This is a genomic window from Enterobacter sp. PL_is511 (assembly GCF_055816065.1).
In genome coordinates, this window is the sequence record NZ_JBVPGP010000024.1 from 1,050,542 (window position 1) to 1,066,864 (window position 16,323).

The following is a 16,323-nucleotide window of genomic DNA, read 5'->3' on the forward strand; positions in this document are numbered from 1 at the left end:
AGGAGTGGATATGGAAAATTTACTGGCGCTGACCCTGGCCGATGAGACGCCGGAACAGAAAGAGGGGGGCGGCCCCTCATTTCGCTGGCGGTGGCTGGGGCGCGGGGTGCTTGAGCTGACGCCGACCGCAAAAAGCGATCTCTCGCTGCTGCTTTCAACGGGCATTCACGGGAATGAAACGGCACCCGTTGAGATTGTCGATCTGCTGCTGCGCGCGCTGTATCGCAATGAAATTGCCCTGAAGTGCCGCGTGCTGGTGGTGCTCGGCAATCCGCCTGCGCTGGCGCAAAACAAACGGTACCTGGTCAGCGACATTAACCGCATGTTCGGCGGGCGCTGGGCGCAGTTTCCGCAGAGTGACGAAACGGCGCGGGCAGCGTGGCTGGAGAGCGTCGTGACCACGTTTTTTGCCGCTGCGGGGCCCGTGCGCTGGCATCTGGATCTGCATACGGCAATCCGCGCGTCTTACCATGTTCGCTTTGGCGTTCTGCCGCAGCGCAATCAGCCGTGGGAGGAAGATTTCCTGAGCTGGCTGGGAGACGCCGGGCTGGAGGCGCTGGTCTTTCACCAGTCGCCGGGCGGAACCTTTACGCACTTCACCTGTGAGAACTTTGGTGCGTTGTCCTGTACGCTGGAGCTGGGGAAAGCGCTGCCGTTTGGCCAGAACGATCTCACCCGCTTTGCGCCTACGCATCTCGCCCTTCGGGCGCGGCTGGGAGGAAAGGCTCCCGAGCACGCGCATCAGCCCGTTGAGCGGTACCGGGTCGTACAGCAGATCACGCGCCGCAGCGATGCCTTCCTGCTCCACATGGCCGCACATACCCTCAACTTCACGCCGTTCCGCAAAGGGGCGCTGCTGGCTGAGGATGGTGAGGAGCGTTACGAGGTGCAGAAAACCACCGAGTATGTTTTATTCCCTAACCCCACCGTCGCGTTTGGCCTGCGGGCCGGGCTGATGCTGGAAAAAATATCCTGAACCTTACCCCTCTCATCATTCGGGAGGGGGAGGTAAAAAACTTTTCTTAACGATTAAAGCGCTTGCGCTTGTTTTGCAGAATATTCCTGGTGAATTGCTTTATTATTCACCTTCACTCCGTTATAATTCTGCTAAATCGCTTTAAAATCATCGCATTGAATATTTTTTGTTGCAACTCTCCACGCTTTATCCTTATTTCCTCCACATTTGGCGAAAATTTGTTTTTTACACTTTCATTGTTTTACCGTTGCTCTGACTAATTGACGATAAACCCCGTAAAGTTAATCTCGTCAACACGGCATAGCGCCGAAGAATAACTGAAAGAAAGGAAATAAATTATGCGTAAGTTTACTGCACTGTTTGTTGCTTCTACCCTGGCTCTGGGCGCTACCAGCATGGCGTTCGCTGCAGATACTGCGACCACCACTACTGCCGCGCCTGCTGAAGGCAAAATGATGATGCATCATAAAGGTCCGGGTATGCACAACGAGAAGATGATGTTTAAGGATCTCAACCTGACGGATGCACAGAAGCAGCAGATCCGCGACATCAGAAAAGGTGAACGCGACCAGATGAAACGTCCTCCGCTTGAAGAGCGTCGTGCGATGCATGACATCATCGCCAGCGACAGCTTCGACAAGGCGAAAGCCGAAGCGCAGATTGACAAAATGGCCGCGCAGCACAAAGCCCGCATGCTGGCTCACATGGAAACTCAGAACAAGATCTACAACATTCTGACCCCGGAACAGAAAAAACAATTTAATGCGAATTTTGAGAAGCGTCTGACAGAACGTCCGGCGATGGAAGGTAAAATGCCAGCACCAACCGAATAATCGGTTCACACTCTTAAGACCGCCGGGATCCTGTCCACAAAAGCGCAATCGCTGTGGACAGGACCGGCGGTTTTTCTTTCCTGCCCTCTTGCCTGCCGCCGCCAGCGCGGTATCCTCCTGTAGTCGCTTCAGAGAATGTTCGTAGAGTCATGGCGTTAGCATTTTTCTTAACGTTGCGCTAAGGCCTGCCCGCTCTGCTGCCGATACTGTTTCTGTGAATACCCAACGATAACAATCAAGACAGCAACGATAGCGATATCCTTGCCCTGGCACGGGTTGTGCCATTCAGGAGTGGTGATGGAGTTCTTTGATATCCGTAAGATGCCGGTCAGCCTCTGGCGCAATGGTGCTGGCGAAACGCGTGAGATTTGCTGCTTCCCTCCCGCGACGAGGGATTTTCACTGGCGTGCCAGTATCGCGACTATCGCCAGCAACGGCGAATTCTCCTCGTTTCCCGGCGTCGATCGGGTGATTACCTTGCTGGAAGGCGGGGAGGTGACCCTGGATGCCGGTCAGGCGTTCTTCCATACCCTGAAGCACCATCAGCCCTATAGCTTTGCCGGCGACCTGCCGGTGAAAGCGCTGCTGTCCGATGGGCGGATGGCGATGGACTTCAACATCATGACCCGTCGCGACTGCTGCCGGGCGAAGGTGCGCGTGGCTGACCGTACCTTTACCACCTTTGGCACACGCGGGGGCGTGGTGTTTGTGTTAAGCGGGGCGTGGCAACTGGGTGATAAATTGCTGACGGCCGATCAGGGCGCCAGCTGGGAGGAGGGTACCCATACGCTGCGTCTGCTGGAGGCTCAGGGTACCTTATTGTTCAGCGAAATCACATGGCTGCCAGGCCATTGAGTTCAATAATCTCAAACTTACCGGCCAGGACCGGTTTACAGAGAATTTTGTAGCCATCGTGGTCAAATCCGGCAGGCGTGCGCAGCAGGGTTGCCGCGTCGTTGATATCGTCGACAGCGCCCAGCCAGAGCCAGTTATTGACGATGTGATACTGGGTCATCGCCTCGCCCACCTCTTTGAGCGCAACGGCGCTTTCCCAGGGCCAGCACTTCACGCTGATGGCCCCCAGACCGGAGAGGAGCCGTGCGTGGTGCGCCTCAACGCTCTCTTTCTCACAGCAGGCACCGGCACAGCGCTTCAGCGCGGATCGAAAACAGGCGCGTCCGCGGGTGGTCGCCTCCAGGCCTAAAAGGCTGTAGCAAAGCTGGAGCTCGTCCGCGAGCGTCTGCAGCGCCTGAAGTGCGGCTCGTTTATTGGCGAACAGCCCGTAGAGATTCGGGGCATGAGAAAAATCAACGTCGCGCGCGTAGACGACCTGCGGCTTGCCCTCGCTGATCTGCAGGGAGCAGAGCTGACGGTTGCGGCGCAGGCGCTTGTTGAACAGCGGCTGCTGTTCTTTTATCAACCGCGCCTCCAGCAACAGCGCGCCCATTTCTCCGGCCGTCTGGAACCAGGTAATGCGTCGCGACTGGCGCAGCATGGCGGCCTCGTCCGGGGTGCGAAGATGGGATAACACCCGACTGCGGATGTTAACACTCTTGCCTATGTAGAGCGGCAGGGTGTCGCTTTCGCCGTGAAAGATGTACACGCCCGGCTGTTTAGGCAATGCTTCAAGCCAGGGGCGAAGGTGCTCGGGATATTCGTAGATAGCCGCCGCTTCAAACTCAAGACGCGGGGGGGATTGACGCCTGCTCACATACTGCTCCATATACTGTTCAGGTATACAGTGTAGCAGGAGTGTGGTGGTTAAAAAAGAGCCGGGTGGCCTGATGCCCTCACCCCAACCCTCTCCCACGGGAGAGGGCGCAAACACTAAAAACGGTAACCTGGGGTTACCGTTTTGCTTTTATTTCTTCCAGAAGTCGTCAAACACCGTAATTGGCGTGTGGCGCTTGTGCTCGGTTTTCAGATACCAGCCTTCGATGATTTTCGCGGTACCTTCATCCAGCTTTTTGCCTTCCAGATAGTCATCAATGTTGTCATAGGTAACGCCAAGGGCCGCTTCATCCGGCAGGGAAGGGCGATCGTCTTCAAGGTCCGCTGTCGGCGCTTTCTTATACAGATGCTCAGGACAGCCCAGCGCGGCCAGCAGCTGCTTACCCTGACGCTTGTTGAGGCGGAAGATAGGGTTAATGTCGGTGCCGCCGTCGCCGTATTTGGTGAAGAAACCGGTGATCGCTTCTGCCGCATGGTCGGTGCCGACGACGACGCCTTTGGTCATCCCGGCGATGCTGTACTGCGCTTTCATGCGCTCGCGGGCTTTTTCGTTGCCGCGAACAAAATCGCTCAGCTCAATGCCCGCTTCGCGAAGCGCCTGCTCGCTTGCCAGCACCGAGCCCTTAATATTTACGGTCAGCACGCGGTCAGGCTGAATGAAGGTAATGGCATCCTGGCAATCCTGCTCGTCCGCCTGCACGCCATAAGGAAGACGCACCGCGATAAACTGCAGCGTCTCATCGCCCGTCTCTTCGCGAAGCTCTGAAATTGCCATCTGGCAGAGTTTACCGGTCAGGGTAGAGTCCTGGCCGCCACTGATGCCCAGCACCAGGGATTTCAGGAAAGCGTTCTTTTTTAAGTACGATTTTAAAAAATCCACGCTGCGGCGGATCTCTTCATGTGCATCTACCGTGGGCTTCGCGCCCAGTGCCTGAATAATCTCTTGTTGCAGAGCCATCACGCCCTCCATATGCAGTACATAAACAGAATGTGTTAGCTGTTAAAACTAACCCTTTGGGCGAGAAACGACAAGGATCACAGTTTCGAGTGCGCTAATTTGCGCCGATTTAGCAGGTTATCGTTGTTTTATTAGAATTTTCCGAAATTCGTCTGGCGTAACTCACAAAGTTGAACAATAGTACTTTTTATCCCATGCTTATATAACACGCTGATAAACAAGAGGACGGAATATGAACAAGAACGTAGCAGGAATTCTTAGCGCAGCGGCGGTACTGACTATGCTGGCAGGGTGTACGGCTTACGATCGCACCAAGGATCAGTTTACGCAGCCCGTAGTAAAAGACGTTAAAAAAGGGATGACCCGTTCGCAGGTGGCCGCGATTGCCGGTAAACCTTCTTCTGAAGTGACCATGATTCATGCGAAAGGGACCTGCCAGACCTATATCCTGGGTCAACGTGATGGTAAGGCAGAAACCTACTTTGTCGCGCTGGATGATACCGGTCATGTGATCAACTCCGGCTATCAGACCTGTGCTGAATACGACACCGATCCGCAGGCGCCTAAGGCGCAGTAACCCTCCTTGCCTGAGGATGTTAACAAACCGGCCCAGGGGCCGGTTTTTTTATGCATACGTAAATCTTATTTCTTTGCGCGAATTATTTGCCCGAAATGTGAAGGGAGTCAACAAGCCAGGTCAATGAGAGACAATTTGAGTCTATCCAGAATTATCCCCTGTCTGTACCATTGCGTATACTCACTCCAACGATAAACAACAGTACGCAAGCTACCTGTCTGCCGGGACAGCGAGTCGAGTGATAGCGCGATGGCAGGTAGTCATACAAGAGGGAAAACACGATGGAAAAGAAACATATCTACCTGTTCTGCTCAGCGGGCATGTCAACCTCGCTTCTGGTGTCAAAGATGCGTGCGCAGGCTGAAAAGTATGAAGTCCCTGTGGTGATTGAAGCGTTTCCAGAGACGCTGGCGGGCGAAAAAGGCCAGACAGCCGATGTCGTTTTACTGGGGCCGCAAATTGCCTATATGTTGCCCGAAATTCAACGACTGTTACCGAATAAACCTGTCGAAGTGATCGACTCGGGGCTGTACGGCAAGATTGATGGTTTAGGTGTTCTTAAAGCTGCTGTGGCAGCAATTAAAAAAGCTGCTAATTAATTTTTATTTTTCCCGTCAAAGAGTTATTTCACACACAATACGCCGTAACATGCGTTACGGCATTTAAGGGTATTTTCCTATGAGTAAAGTCATCGCTTCACTTGAAAAGGTACTCCTTCCTTTTGCTGTTAAAATAGGAAAGCAGCCTCACGTTAATGCCATCAAAAACGGTTTTATTAAATTAATGCCGTTGACGCTGGCCGGGGCCATGTTCGTTTTAATTAACAACGTTTTTCTGAGCTTTGGTGAAGGTTCCTTCTTTTATTCATTAGGGATTAGGTTAGACGCTTCCACTATTGAAACCCTTAATGGTTTTAAAGCCATCGGCGGCAACGTCTATAACGGTACGTTGGGGATTATGTCGCTGATGGCGCCTTTCTTTATTGGGATGGCACTGGCAGAAGAGCGTAAAGTCGATCCGCTGGCCGCCGGGTTATTATCCGTTGCTGCCTTTATGACCGTCACGCCTTACAGCGTGGGTGAAGCCTATGCCGTCGGCGCCAACTGGCTGGGTGGGGCCAACATTATCTCCGGTATTGTTATCGGCCTGGTGGTGGCAGAAATGTTCACCTTTATTATCCGTCGCAACTGGGTTATCCGCCTGCCGGATAGCGTACCGGCTTCCGTTTCCCGTTCATTTTCCGCGTTGATTCCGGGCTTCATTATTCTCTCTATCATGGGGATTATCGCCTGGGCGCTCTCCCACTGGGGCACAAACTTCCACCAGATCATCATGGACTCTATCTCTACGCCGCTGGCGTCGATGGGGGGCGTGGTCGGTTGGGCGTATGTGATTTTCACCTCTCTGCTGTGGTTCTTTGGCGTGCATGGTTCACTGGCACTGGCCGCGCTGGACAGCGGGATTATGACCCCCTGGGCACTGGAAAACGTTGCGCTTTACCAGCAGTACGGCTCCGTTGACGCGGCGCTGGCAGCCGGTAAAACCTTCCATGTGTGGGCGAAGCCGATGCTTGACTCCTATATCTTCCTGGGCGGTACCGGGGCGACCTTGGGTCTGATCATCGCGGTCTTTATTGTCTCTCGTCGTGCTGATTACCGTCAGGTCGCGAAGCTGGCGCTGCCATCAGGCATCTTCCAGATTAACGAACCGATTCTGTTCGGTCTGCCAATCATCATGAACCCGGTAATGTTCATTCCGTTCATCCTGATTCAGCCGCTGCTGGCCGCTATCACCCTGACGGCGTATTACATGGGCATCATTCCACCGATTACCAACATTGCACCGTGGACCATGCCAGCAGGTCTGGGCGCCTTCTTCAACACCAACGGCAGCGTCGCAGCCTTCCTGCTGGCGATATTCAACCTCGGGATTGCCACCCTGCTGTACATGCCATTCGTGGCGATTGCCAACAAAGCCGCCACCATCATTGATGAAGAAGAGAGCGAAGAGGATATTGCCCTCTCACTGAAATTCTAAGATTGACCGGCGCGGGGAAGCCCGCGCCAGCCACAAGGAGCTTAAACATGTTAGATTTGGATAGTATTGTCGCAGACGAAGCCGCCGAGAACGATCTCGAAGAAGTGGTGATGGGGCTTATCATCAACTCCGGACAGGCCCGCAGCCTGGCCTATGCCGCACTGAAGCAGGCCAAGCAGGGGGATTTCGCCGCCGCGAAAACCATGATGGAGCAGTCCCGCACGGCGCTGAATGAAGCGCACCTGGTGCAGACAAAGCTGATTGAAAGCGATCAGGGCGAAGGGAAGATGAAGGTCAGCCTGGTGCTGGTCCACGCGCAGGATCACCTGATGACCTCGATGCTGGCGCGTGAGCTGGTGGCGGAGCTCATTGAGCTTCACGAGAAGATGCAGTAAGTCAGACTGAGCAGCAGGAGGTCAGCACGATGGAAATTAAAACCGCACTTGAACAGCAGCTGTTTAATGGCAAAAATTTTCATGTGGTTATCTACAACAAAACGGAGAGCGCCAGTGGTCTGCACCAGCATGACTACTACGAGTTCACGATTGTTCTGACCGGTCGCTACTACCAGGAGATCAACGGTAAGCGCGTCCTGCTTGAGCGAGGGGATTTTGTCTTCCTGCCGATGGGGTCTTATCACCAGAGCTTTTACGAATTTGGTGCCACCCGCATTCTGAACGTGGGCGTCAGCAGACGTTTCTTCGAGAAGCACTATCTGCCGTTGGTGCCGTTCTGCTTCGTTGCCTCCCAGGTCTATCGGGTCAAAAACGAGTTCATGACCTGGATTGAGACGGTTATCGCTTCGCTTAACTTCCGCGACAATGAATTTGATGAGTTTATTGAAACGGTGACCTTCTACGTGATGAACCGGCTGCGCCACCATCGTGAAGAGCAGCAGGTGACGGATGATATTCCGCAATGGCTGCGCGGCACCGTTGAGCTGATGCACGATAAAGGCCAGTTCAGCGAAAATGCGCTGGAAAATATGGTGTCGCTGTCGGGCAAATCCCAGGAATATCTGACCCGTGCAACGCAGCGCTATTATCGTAAAACGCCCGTGCAAATTATTAATGAAATCCGCATTAACTTTGCCAAAAAACAGCTGGAAATTACCAACTATTCTGTCACCGATATTGCGTACGAGTCAGGATACAGCAGTCCCAGCCTGTTTATTAAGACCTTTAAAAAATTGACGTCATTCACACCGAACAGTTACCGGAAGAATTTAACGGTAATGAATTAACTTTCGGCGGATTACCCGCCAAAAATATTGCTTTAATGGCTTGCCCAAATAGCGGGAAGAGTACGCTATACCTTGCAGGCGATTAACCTGATACGCTAAGGGAGATATTATGCAGAAGAAATTAAAAGTCGTAACCATTGGTGGCGGCAGCAGCTATACCCCGGAATTACTTGAAGGTTTCCTGAAACGTTATCATGAATTACCGGTCAGCGAATTATGGCTGGTGGACGTTGAGGAAGGTCAGGAGAAGCTGAATATTATTTTCGACCTGTGCAAGCGCATGGTGGAAAAAGCGGGCGTGCCTTTGACCGTGCATAAAACCCTGGACCGTCGTCTGGCGCTGAAAGATGCGGATTTCGTCACCACCCAACTGCGCGTTGGCCAGCTGAAGGCGCGCGAGCTGGACGAGCGTATTCCGCTGAGCCATGGCTATCTGGGGCAGGAGACCAACGGCGCAGGCGGCCTGTTTAAAGGTCTGCGCACCATCCCGGTCATTTTCGACATCGTCAAAGACGTGCAGGAGATCTGCCCGAACGCGTGGGTGGTTAACTTCACCAACCCGGCCGGGATGGTCACTGAAGCGGTCTATCGTCATACCGGCTTCAAACGTTTTATCGGCGTCTGTAACATTCCGATCGGCATGAAGATGTTTATCCGCGACGTGCTGGCGCTGACCGACAGCGACGATCTCTCCATCGATCTGTTCGGCCTGAACCACATGGTGTTTATTAAAGATGTCATCGTGAACGGAAAATCGCGCTTTGCCGAGCTCCTCGACGGCGTGGCTTCCGGTCGCCTGACGGCGGCATCCGTGAAAAACATCTTTGACCTGCCGTTCAGCGAAGGGCTGATCCGCTCGCTGAACCTGCTCCCGTGCTCGTACCTGCTTTACTACTTCAAGCAGAAAGAGATGCTGGCCATCGAAATGGGCGAGTACTATAAGGGCGGCGCGCGCGCGCAGATCGTTCAGAAGGTCGAGAAGCAGCTGTTCGATTTGTATAAAGACCCGAACCTGAACGTCAAACCGAAAGAACTGGAGCAGCGCGGCGGGGCCTACTACTCCGATGCGGCGTGTGAAGTGATCAACGCCATCTACAACGACAAGCAGGCGGAACACTATGTCAACGTGCCGCATCACGGTCATATCGACAATATCCCGGCGGACTGGGCCGTCGAGATGACCTGCATCCTGGGGCGCGAGGGCGCTAAACCGCATCCACGCATCACCCACTTCGATGATAAGGTCATGGGCCTGATCCACACCATTAAGGGCTTTGAAGTGGCGGCAAGCAACGCGGCGCTGAGCGGCGAGCTCAATGATGTTCTGCTGGCGCTGAACCTCAGCCCGCTGGTGCATTCAGACCGCGATGCGGAGCAGCTGGCCAGCGAGATGATCCTGGCACATGAAAAATGGTTGCCGAATTTTGCCGCCACGATCGAGAAGCTGAAGTTCAAACACCACTAAGAGGACGCACAATGGAAAACCTGCTGATCGTTAATGCTGATGACTTTGGTCTCTCGAAAGGCCAGAACTACGGCATTATTGAAGCCTGTCGCCGGGGGGTTGTGACCTCTACCACGGCACTGGTGAATGGTGAGGCGGTTGAACACGCGGCGCAGCTGAGCCGCGAGGTGCCGGCGCTGGGCGTCGGCATGCATTTTGTGCTGACGCTCGGGATGCCGCTTTCGCCAATGCCGGGCCTGACGCGCGACGGACAGCTTGGAAAGTGGATTTGGGAACTGGCGGAGCAGGATGCTCTGCCGCTCGAAGAGATTGTCCGCGAGCTGGACTGTCAGTTCAACCGCTTCGTTGATGTGTTTGGTCAGGCGCCGACGCATATCGACAGCCATCACCACGTGCATATGATCCCGGCGATTTTCCCGATTGTCGCCGGGTTTGCCCAGCGCAAAGGCGTGGCGATGCGCGTGGATAGGGAGGCGCGCGGCGTGCCCGACTGCGACGTGACAACCACTGAGGGGTTCAGCAGCGCATTTTACGGCGACGAGATCGACGAAGTGCTGTTCCTGAAGGTGCTGGACGATTCCGCCGCGCGGGGGGAAAAGTCGGTAGAAGTGATGGCGCATCCGGCTTTTGTCGATAACACCGTGCGGAAAAGCGCCTACTGCTGGCCGCGCCTGGCGGAGCTGGACGTGCTGACGTCGGCGTCGCTGAAGTATGCGATTGCCGAGCGCGGGTATCGGTTGGGGACGTTTGGGGATCTTTGAGATAAAGCCCGGTGGCGGCTTCGCCTTACCGGGCCTACAAAACCAATCGAATGTAGGCCGGGTAAGCGCAAGCGCCACCCGGCTTTTCTTACGCCGGAATCTGATCGATCTTGCTGCTGCGCGACCAGACGCGGTGCGCGGCGAGCAAATCAAACAGCTTCGTCATAAAGGCATCGTCAACGTTATCTCCCTCGACAATGCCGTCTTCACCCTGATCGGTCACCTTCAGCTGCGCTTTAAATTGTCGCGCGTCGCCGGACAGCGCGATCGGTTTCAGGTGCTTATAGGCTTCCAGCAGATAATAGACGGCGTCCCCGTTGGTCAGCAGGCTGGCAATATCCCCGCACGGCACAATCACCGCATCGACGGTCAGCGATGGCGCCCCGGCAAAGGTTGCGGCCACCGGCAGCACTGAGCCATCGTCAGCCGTCACTTCACCCATGCGGGAATAGAGCAGTTTGGCATGCACGCCCTGAGTTTTCAGCGCCTGCATAATCCCCAGCACGTCGCTGGCGCGGGTTTTGTCATTCAGCAGAATGGCGACCACGCGGCCTTTAATCGAGCCGCCCGGCACGGCATACAGGCTCAGCGACGGATCTTTCTTCACGCCGTTAACCTCTTTCGGCGGAGCAAGGTTGCGCTGCTCGTCGGTCAGCGTAATGCCCAGGTTATCCGCGACGCTCTGGGCAAGCTGAATATCAATATGCGCCAGCTGATCGACCACGCGCTCGCGAATGTAGGTGCGCACCACTTTACTCAGCTCAAAGCTGAAGCCGCCGATGATGTGCTGTTGCTCAATCGGCGTCTGGCTGTTCCAGAACAGGCGAGGGTGGGCGTAATACTCACCGAACGAGGGGCTGCGCTCGCGAATTTTATTGCCATCGATACGCTCCTGATACGATTCGAATCCACCGCGTTTCGGTCCGGGAGGCGTTTCACGCGGCCAGTTATCGTTAATGGAGTTCGGCTCATAGTTTGCCGGGTTGGTATCAATATCCTGACGGTGCATCCCGTCGCGCTGGAAGTTGTGATACGGGCAGGTTGGGCGGTTAATCGGAATTTCGTGGAAGTTCGGCCCGCCGAGTCGGCTAATCTGCGTATCGGTATAGGAGAACAGGCGTCCCTGCAGGAGCGGATCATTGGTGAAGTCCAGCCCCGGCACGATATGCCCCGGGTGGAACGCGGCCTGCTCGTTTTCGGCAAAGAAATTATCTGGGTTGCGGTTGAGCACCATTTTACCCACCAGCTGCACCGGCACCAGTTCTTCCGGGATCAGCTTCGTCGGGTCCAGCAGGTCGAAATCGAACTTAAATTCGTCCTCTTCCGGTATGAGCTGCAGGCCCAGTTCGTATTCCGGGAAGTCGCCCGCTTCAATGGATTCCCACAGCTCGCGACGATGGAAGTCCGGATCGCGTCCCGTCAGCTTCTGCGCCTCGTCCCACACCAGCGAGGCTTTACCCGCGACAGGCTTCCAGTGGAAGCGGACAAACGTGGCTTTCCCCTCGGCGTTGATCAGACGGAAGGTGTGGATGCCAAACCCCTCCATGGTGCGATAGCTGCGCGGAATGCCGCGGTCTGACATCGCCCACATCACGTTGTGTAAGGTTTCAGGCTGCAGGGAAACATAGTCCCAGAAGGTGTCGTGCGCACTTTGTCCCTGCGGTATGGCCCAGTGGGGCTCCGGTTTTACCGCATGGACAAAGTCAGGAAATTTATGCGCGTCCTGAATGAAAAACACCGGGGTGTTATTGCCGACCAGATCGAAAATACCCTCTTCGGTATAAAACTTGGTGGCAAAGCCGCGGATATCCCGGACGGTATCTGCCGACCCCGCGCCGCCCTGCACGGTGGAGAAACGCACAAACACCGGGGTAATTTTATCCGGGTCGGAGAGGAAATCCGCTTTGGTGATCGCTTTCAGACTCTTATAGGGCTGGAAGTAGCCGTGCGCAGCGGAACCGCGTGCGTGGACGATGCGTTCCGGTATCCGCTCGTGGTCAAAATGGGTGATTTTTTCCCGCAGGATAAAGTCTTCCAGCAGGGTTGGGCCGCGCACGTCTGCGCGAAGGGAGTTCTGATCGTCAGCAATACGCACGCCCTGATTGGTGGTGAGCGCAAAACCCTCGCCGCCTTTACGGTGTGGCTCAAGAGATTTCAGCTTCTCGTTTCCCGTGTCCGGCGATTTCATGCTTCCCGGTGCGGTAGGCTGTTCGCCCGGTGCTGAGGGGCCAGGGGAGGGGCGGTGAGAGCCGTCTGCAGGGGCGAGAGAGTCCATACCCGGTTGAGATTCTTCAGTGCCATGAATCGGTGATTGATGTGTTTTATCTTTGTTCGACATTGCACGCTTCTCCTTTATCCATTGCTAAAAACCCTATTAAGGATAGAACAATGTCGCGACATGGTTCGCGAACTAAGAGTTTTCACATGCCGTGATTAGCGAAAGGAGCCATCTCACCCACTCGGAGCGCGACGGAAGGCAGCAGGATCGGCTATCATAGAATTTTCCTGCTTCAAGAATTTTGCTTTAGTGAATCCGTCGCTTATGAAACCTCTTCGTCAACAAAACCGCCAGGTTATTAGCTATGTGCCCCGCGTTGAGCCCGCGCCGCCTGACCATGCCCTGAAAGTGGAGGGCTTTCGTGATGTCTGGCTGCTGCGGGGGAAATACGTGGCCTTTGTGCTGATCGGCGAACATTTCCGTCGCTCTCCCACGTTTACGGTGCCGGAGTCCGCACAGCGGTGGGCGATGCAGATCCGCCAGGATGAAGAGGTTGAAGAATAACAGCCATAAAAAAACCGCCTGATGGCGGTTTTTTTATTTCTACCGTGATTAACGGTGCGCCAGCTCGGCGTCGTCTTCACTTTCCAGAATCGTTTTGTCGGTCTGCTTCAGCCACTGGCTGGTCAGCGTACCGGCGGTCATGGAGCCGCTCACGTTCAGCGCGGTACGACCCATGTCGATCAGCGGCTCAACGGAGATCAGCAGGGCGACCAGCGTTACGGGCAGACCCAGCGCAGGCAGCACAATCAGCGCGGCGAAGGTTGCGCCACCGCCAACACCCGCAACGCCTGCGGAGCTTACGGTAACAATCCCGACCAGCGTGGCGATCCATACCGGATCCAGCGGGTTGATACCCACCGTCGGCGCGACCATCACGGCCAGCATCGCCGGGTACAGACCCGCACAGCCGTTCTGACCAATGGTGGCACCAAAGGAGGCAGAGAAGCTGGCGATGGATTCAGGCACGCCCAGACGACGGGTTTGCGCTTCAACGTTCAGCGGAATAGACGCGGCGCTGGAACGGCTGGTGAAGGCAAAGGTCAGTACCGGCCAGACTTTACGGAAGTATTTCAGCGGGCTGACGCCGTTCACGCCCAGCAGGATGCCGTGCACCACGAACATAATGCCCAGGCCCAGATAAGAGGCGACAACGAAGCTGCCCAGCTTAATGATGTCCTGCAGGTTAGAGCCGGCAACCACTTTGGTCATCAGCGCCAGCACGCCGTAAGGGGTGAGCTGCATAACCAGACGAACCAGCTTCATCACCCAGCTTTGCAGGGTGTCAATCGCGGTCAGAACGCGTTCGCCTTTTGGCGCGTCGTCTTTCAGCAGCTTCAGCGCCGCGACGCCCAGGAACGCGGCGAAAATAACCACGCTGATGATCGAGGTTGGGCTCGCACCGGTCAGGTCAGCAAACGGGTTCTTCGGAATGAAGGAGAGCACCATCTGCGGCACGGTCAGGTCAGCTACTTTACCCACATAGTTGGTCTGAATTGCGGTAAGACGTGCCGTTTCAGCGGTACCCTGAACCAGACCTTCTGCGGTCAGGCCAAACAGGTTGGTGACCAGCACACCCACCAGCGCGGCAATCAGCGTGGTGAACAGCAGCGTACCAATGGTCAGGAAACTGATTTTTCCTAGCTGAGTGGCGTTATGCAGGCGGGCCACGGCGCTCAGAATAGAGGCGAACACCAGCGGCATAACGATCATCTGCAGCAGCTGGACATAGCCGTTACCGACAATGTTGAACCACTGAATGGAATCTTTCAGAACTGGATTATCGGAGCCATAAATTGCCTGTAATGCCAGACCAAATACGACACCCATGGCCAGACCAACCAGCACCTTTTTCGCCAGGCTCCACTGTTTGTGGCGCGCCTGCGCGAGAAGCAATAGCAATATAACGAACACAACGACGTTCGCGATGAGTGGAAAATTCATCCCCGTTCTCCTGATTTATTATTGGGTCGGTTTTTACCGATCCTGTTGGCGGAAGGTTAGCAGAAGTGTGATGTAGCGCTTATATCCAAATGGAATGGGTTATGACAAATGGGATAATTTTGTCGGTTTACTGTTCAATCTGGTGATGAATAAAGCGATTAAACTGAAATTGCAGCGAATTAATCATCTGGGATGACCAGCGAACTGCACTGTTTTCGGGCAAGGTTTGCGGCATCCAGACGGCGTAAGCAAACAGCGCCATGCATAATACCCGCTCAAGCTGGTTACCTTTCTGCGGTGCGAGGATGGGAAAACGGAAACGCCAGCGGCAGGGCCATAGCAGCGGCACGCCCGCAGGCGTCAGCATATCGGCCAGAATATGGCTTAAATAGCCCAGCACCATCCCCTGGATGGCATCGGCGGGGACTATCCAGCTTTCAGGCACTTTTAAATAGAACAGCGTCAGCAGGCCAAACACGGCCAGCAGGCTGTGCGTAAATCCCCGGTGGCCGAACGCGCGTGCGATGGGTTTCGACACCCATTTCAGACGCTGTCCGAGGAAGGATTTAGGGTGGTCGATGTCGGGCAGCAGACAGGTCAATACGGCGGAAGGGACAATATGCCACCAGTCCCCCTGTGCCAGCACGGGGGTAAGTTCAGCGTTTTTGGCAAATACTGCGCACGCAATAGAAAAAAGCAGGTGGCCTTCCGCCGTCATGATAAAACCCACGAAACTGTCAATTCATACAGTATAGGGTTTTTATACAGTAGGCGGAAGAGGTGACGGTGTAACTGTTTGTCACAAACCGAAGGAGGGCGTTAACCGCCCTGCAGATGATGCGCCGTCAGTTCTGCCAGTGAATTAAGCTTCACGTCGGCAAGCGCAAACCGGGGGTCGTGACGGCCTTCTTCCGCAGGCACCACAATGGAGCGCATCCGCGCGGCTTTAGAGGCCACCATGCCGTTAACGGAATCTTCCAGCGCAACGCAGCTGAGGGGATCCAGGCCGAGCTTAGCGGCACAGTCCAGATAGACCTGCGGGTGCGGCTTGCTGTAAGGCAATTTCTCAGCGGACGCCAGCGCGTCAAAACTGTCGCGCAGTTCAAACATCGTGAGCACTTTTTCCAGCATATGCAGCGGTGAAGCGGAAGCCAGGCCAACCTTCAGCCCCTGGGCTTTACACTGCGCGACAGCCTCACGTACGCCGGGCAGCAGCGGCCGGCTCTCTTCCACCAGAGAGATGGCGCGGCTGATAATGCGTGCGGTCACCTCATTGCGATCGGGACCCACCCACGGCTGTTGGGCAAACCACAGGTCAACCACCATATCGATGCGCAGGCCCAGCGTATCAGGTAGTTCATTACGGCGGCTGATATCGACGCCCAGACTGGCCATCACATCCAGTTCGGCGCGATCCCACAACGGTTCGGAATCGATCAGTAATCCATCCATGTCAAAAATTGCGGCAAGAATTTGGCGCGGTGTCGACATCACAACGTCTCCTTATCCAGGGTGTTCGA

Annotated in this window: 16 protein-coding genes and 1 pseudogene; 11 read left to right on the forward strand and 6 right to left on the reverse strand. The window is 55.1% G+C overall.

Translation table 11 applies throughout. The annotated features are described in order from the left end of the window. Window positions 1-10: 10 nt before the first annotated feature. The 3 genes from astE to ves all read left to right on the forward strand — a co-directional run bounded on the left by astE (window position 11) and on the right by ves (window position 2,664). Window positions 11-976: a succinylglutamate desuccinylase gene (gene astE, locus AC0TN7_RS20540; RefSeq protein WP_473702382.1), complete on the forward strand. Its 966-nt coding sequence runs from the start codon at window positions 11-13 to the stop codon at window positions 974-976. Between the two features lie 338 nt (window positions 977-1,314). After that, on the forward strand, window positions 1,315-1,809 hold the full coding sequence (gene spy / locus AC0TN7_RS20545) for an ATP-independent periplasmic protein-refolding chaperone Spy (RefSeq protein WP_473702383.1): 495 nt from the start codon (window positions 1,315-1,317) through the stop codon (window positions 1,807-1,809). 297 nt (window positions 1,810-2,106) lie between these two features. Then, a complete protein-coding gene (ves, locus tag AC0TN7_RS20550; protein WP_021241069.1) occupies window positions 2,107-2,664 on the forward strand; it encodes an environmental stress-induced protein Ves in 558 nt (185 codons plus the stop codon). On the opposite strand, the gene cho is transcribed toward ves, so the two are convergent. Beyond that, a complete protein-coding gene (gene cho, locus AC0TN7_RS20555) occupies window positions 2,642-3,520 on the reverse strand; it encodes an excinuclease Cho (RefSeq protein ID WP_473702384.1) in 879 nt (292 codons plus the stop codon). The genes ves and cho overlap by 23 nt on opposite strands. 150 nt (window positions 3,521-3,670) lie before the next feature. Next, entirely contained in the window at window positions 3,671-4,498 is an 828-nt protein-coding gene (gene nadE / locus AC0TN7_RS20560; protein WP_023335358.1) for an ammonia-dependent NAD(+) synthetase, read from the reverse strand. A 232-nt stretch (window positions 4,499-4,730) separates the two neighbouring features. Between nadE and osmE the strand changes: the two genes are divergently transcribed. The 7 genes and pseudogenes from osmE to chbG all read left to right on the forward strand — a co-directional run bounded on the left by osmE (window position 4,731) and on the right by chbG (window position 10,581). Continuing rightward, a complete protein-coding gene (gene osmE, locus AC0TN7_RS20565) occupies window positions 4,731-5,075 on the forward strand; it encodes an osmotically-inducible lipoprotein OsmE (RefSeq protein WP_010430142.1) in 345 nt (114 codons plus the stop codon). Between the two features lie 281 nt (window positions 5,076-5,356). Next, on the forward strand, window positions 5,357-5,674 hold the full coding sequence (gene chbB, locus AC0TN7_RS20570) for a PTS N,N'-diacetylchitobiose transporter subunit IIB (protein WP_008500676.1): 318 nt from the start codon (window positions 5,357-5,359) through the stop codon (window positions 5,672-5,674). A 79-nt stretch (window positions 5,675-5,753) separates the two neighbouring features. Then, complete coding sequence (gene chbC / locus AC0TN7_RS20575; protein WP_028017210.1) at window positions 5,754-7,112, forward strand: PTS N,N'-diacetylchitobiose transporter subunit IIC; 1,359 nt, start codon at window positions 5,754-5,756, stop codon at window positions 7,110-7,112. 47 nt (window positions 7,113-7,159) lie between these two features. After that, window positions 7,160-7,507, forward strand: coding sequence for a PTS N,N'-diacetylchitobiose transporter subunit IIA (gene chbA, locus AC0TN7_RS20580; protein ID WP_024909443.1), 348 nt, complete (start codon window positions 7,160-7,162; stop codon window positions 7,505-7,507). An 11-nt stretch (window positions 7,508-7,518) separates the two neighbouring features. Continuing rightward, window positions 7,519-8,355 (forward strand): annotated as a pseudogene (gene chbR, locus AC0TN7_RS20585) (transcriptional regulator ChbR); the annotation flags it as partial. A 109-nt stretch (window positions 8,356-8,464) separates the two neighbouring features. After that, on the forward strand, window positions 8,465-9,820 hold the full coding sequence (locus tag AC0TN7_RS20590) for a 6-phospho-beta-glucosidase (RefSeq protein WP_417927239.1): 1,356 nt from the start codon (window positions 8,465-8,467) through the stop codon (window positions 9,818-9,820). An 11-nt stretch (window positions 9,821-9,831) separates the two neighbouring features. Continuing rightward, window positions 9,832-10,581, forward strand: a complete 750-nt coding sequence (chbG, locus tag AC0TN7_RS20595) for a chitin disaccharide deacetylase (protein ID WP_473702385.1) — start codon at window positions 9,832-9,834, stop codon at window positions 10,579-10,581. An 88-nt stretch (window positions 10,582-10,669) separates the two neighbouring features. Here the strand turns inward: chbG and katE are convergent, their stop codons facing one another. Further along, entirely contained in the window at window positions 10,670-12,919 is a 2,250-nt protein-coding gene (gene katE / locus AC0TN7_RS20600; RefSeq protein WP_473702386.1) for a catalase HPII, read from the reverse strand. Between the two features lie 156 nt (window positions 12,920-13,075). Between katE and cedA the strand changes: the two genes are divergently transcribed. Then, window positions 13,076-13,363 carry a cell division activator CedA gene (gene cedA, locus AC0TN7_RS20605; RefSeq protein ID WP_370884122.1) on the forward strand — a complete coding sequence of 96 codons (288 nt, stop codon included), beginning with the start codon at window positions 13,076-13,078 and terminating at the stop codon, window positions 13,361-13,363. A 48-nt stretch (window positions 13,364-13,411) separates the two neighbouring features. Here the strand turns inward: cedA and AC0TN7_RS20610 are convergent, their stop codons facing one another. The 3 genes from AC0TN7_RS20610 to hxpB all read right to left on the reverse strand — a co-directional run bounded on the left by AC0TN7_RS20610 (window position 13,412) and on the right by hxpB (window position 16,294). Beyond that, window positions 13,412-14,803 (reverse strand): L-cystine transporter, encoded by a 1,392-nt coding sequence (locus AC0TN7_RS20610; protein ID WP_267214674.1) that lies wholly within the window; start codon window positions 14,801-14,803, stop codon window positions 13,412-13,414. Between the two features lie 127 nt (window positions 14,804-14,930). Continuing rightward, entirely contained in the window at window positions 14,931-15,521 is a 591-nt protein-coding gene (locus AC0TN7_RS20615) for a metal-dependent hydrolase (protein ID WP_014883483.1), read from the reverse strand. A 101-nt stretch (window positions 15,522-15,622) separates the two neighbouring features. Further along, a complete protein-coding gene (gene hxpB / locus AC0TN7_RS20620) occupies window positions 15,623-16,294 on the reverse strand; it encodes a hexitol phosphatase HxpB (protein WP_248272208.1) in 672 nt (223 codons plus the stop codon). Between the last annotated feature and the right edge of the window lie 29 nt (window positions 16,295-16,323).

Excerpts from the sequence above, each read along its gene's own strand:
- astE (WP_473702382.1), top strand. The coding sequence starts at position 11 with ATGGAAAATTTACTGGCGCTGACCCTGGCCGATGAGACGCCGGAACAG.
- spy (WP_473702383.1), top strand. The coding sequence starts at position 1,315 with ATGCGTAAGTTTACTGCACTGTTTGTTGCTTCTACCCTGGCTCTGGGC.
- ves (WP_021241069.1), top strand. The coding sequence starts at position 2,107 with ATGGAGTTCTTTGATATCCGTAAGATGCCGGTCAGCCTCTGGCGCAAT.
- nadE (WP_023335358.1), bottom strand. The coding sequence starts at position 4,498 with ATGGCTCTGCAACAAGAGATTATTCAGGCACTGGGCGCGAAGCCCACG.
- osmE (WP_010430142.1), top strand. The coding sequence starts at position 4,731 with ATGAACAAGAACGTAGCAGGAATTCTTAGCGCAGCGGCGGTACTGACT.
- chbB (WP_008500676.1), top strand. The coding sequence starts at position 5,357 with ATGGAAAAGAAACATATCTACCTGTTCTGCTCAGCGGGCATGTCAACC.
- chbC (WP_028017210.1), top strand. The coding sequence starts at position 5,754 with ATGAGTAAAGTCATCGCTTCACTTGAAAAGGTACTCCTTCCTTTTGCT.
- chbA (WP_024909443.1), top strand. The coding sequence starts at position 7,160 with ATGTTAGATTTGGATAGTATTGTCGCAGACGAAGCCGCCGAGAACGAT.
- AC0TN7_RS20590 (WP_417927239.1), top strand. The coding sequence starts at position 8,465 with ATGCAGAAGAAATTAAAAGTCGTAACCATTGGTGGCGGCAGCAGCTAT.
- chbG (WP_473702385.1), top strand. The coding sequence starts at position 9,832 with ATGGAAAACCTGCTGATCGTTAATGCTGATGACTTTGGTCTCTCGAAA.
- katE (WP_473702386.1), bottom strand. The coding sequence starts at position 12,919 with ATGTCGAACAAAGATAAAACACATCAATCACCGATTCATGGCACTGAA.
- AC0TN7_RS20610 (WP_267214674.1), bottom strand. The coding sequence starts at position 14,803 with ATGAATTTTCCACTCATCGCGAACGTCGTTGTGTTCGTTATATTGCTA.
- AC0TN7_RS20615 (WP_014883483.1), bottom strand. The coding sequence starts at position 15,521 with ATGACGGCGGAAGGCCACCTGCTTTTTTCTATTGCGTGCGCAGTATTT.
- hxpB (WP_248272208.1), bottom strand. The coding sequence starts at position 16,294 with ATGTCGACACCGCGCCAAATTCTTGCCGCAATTTTTGACATGGATGGA.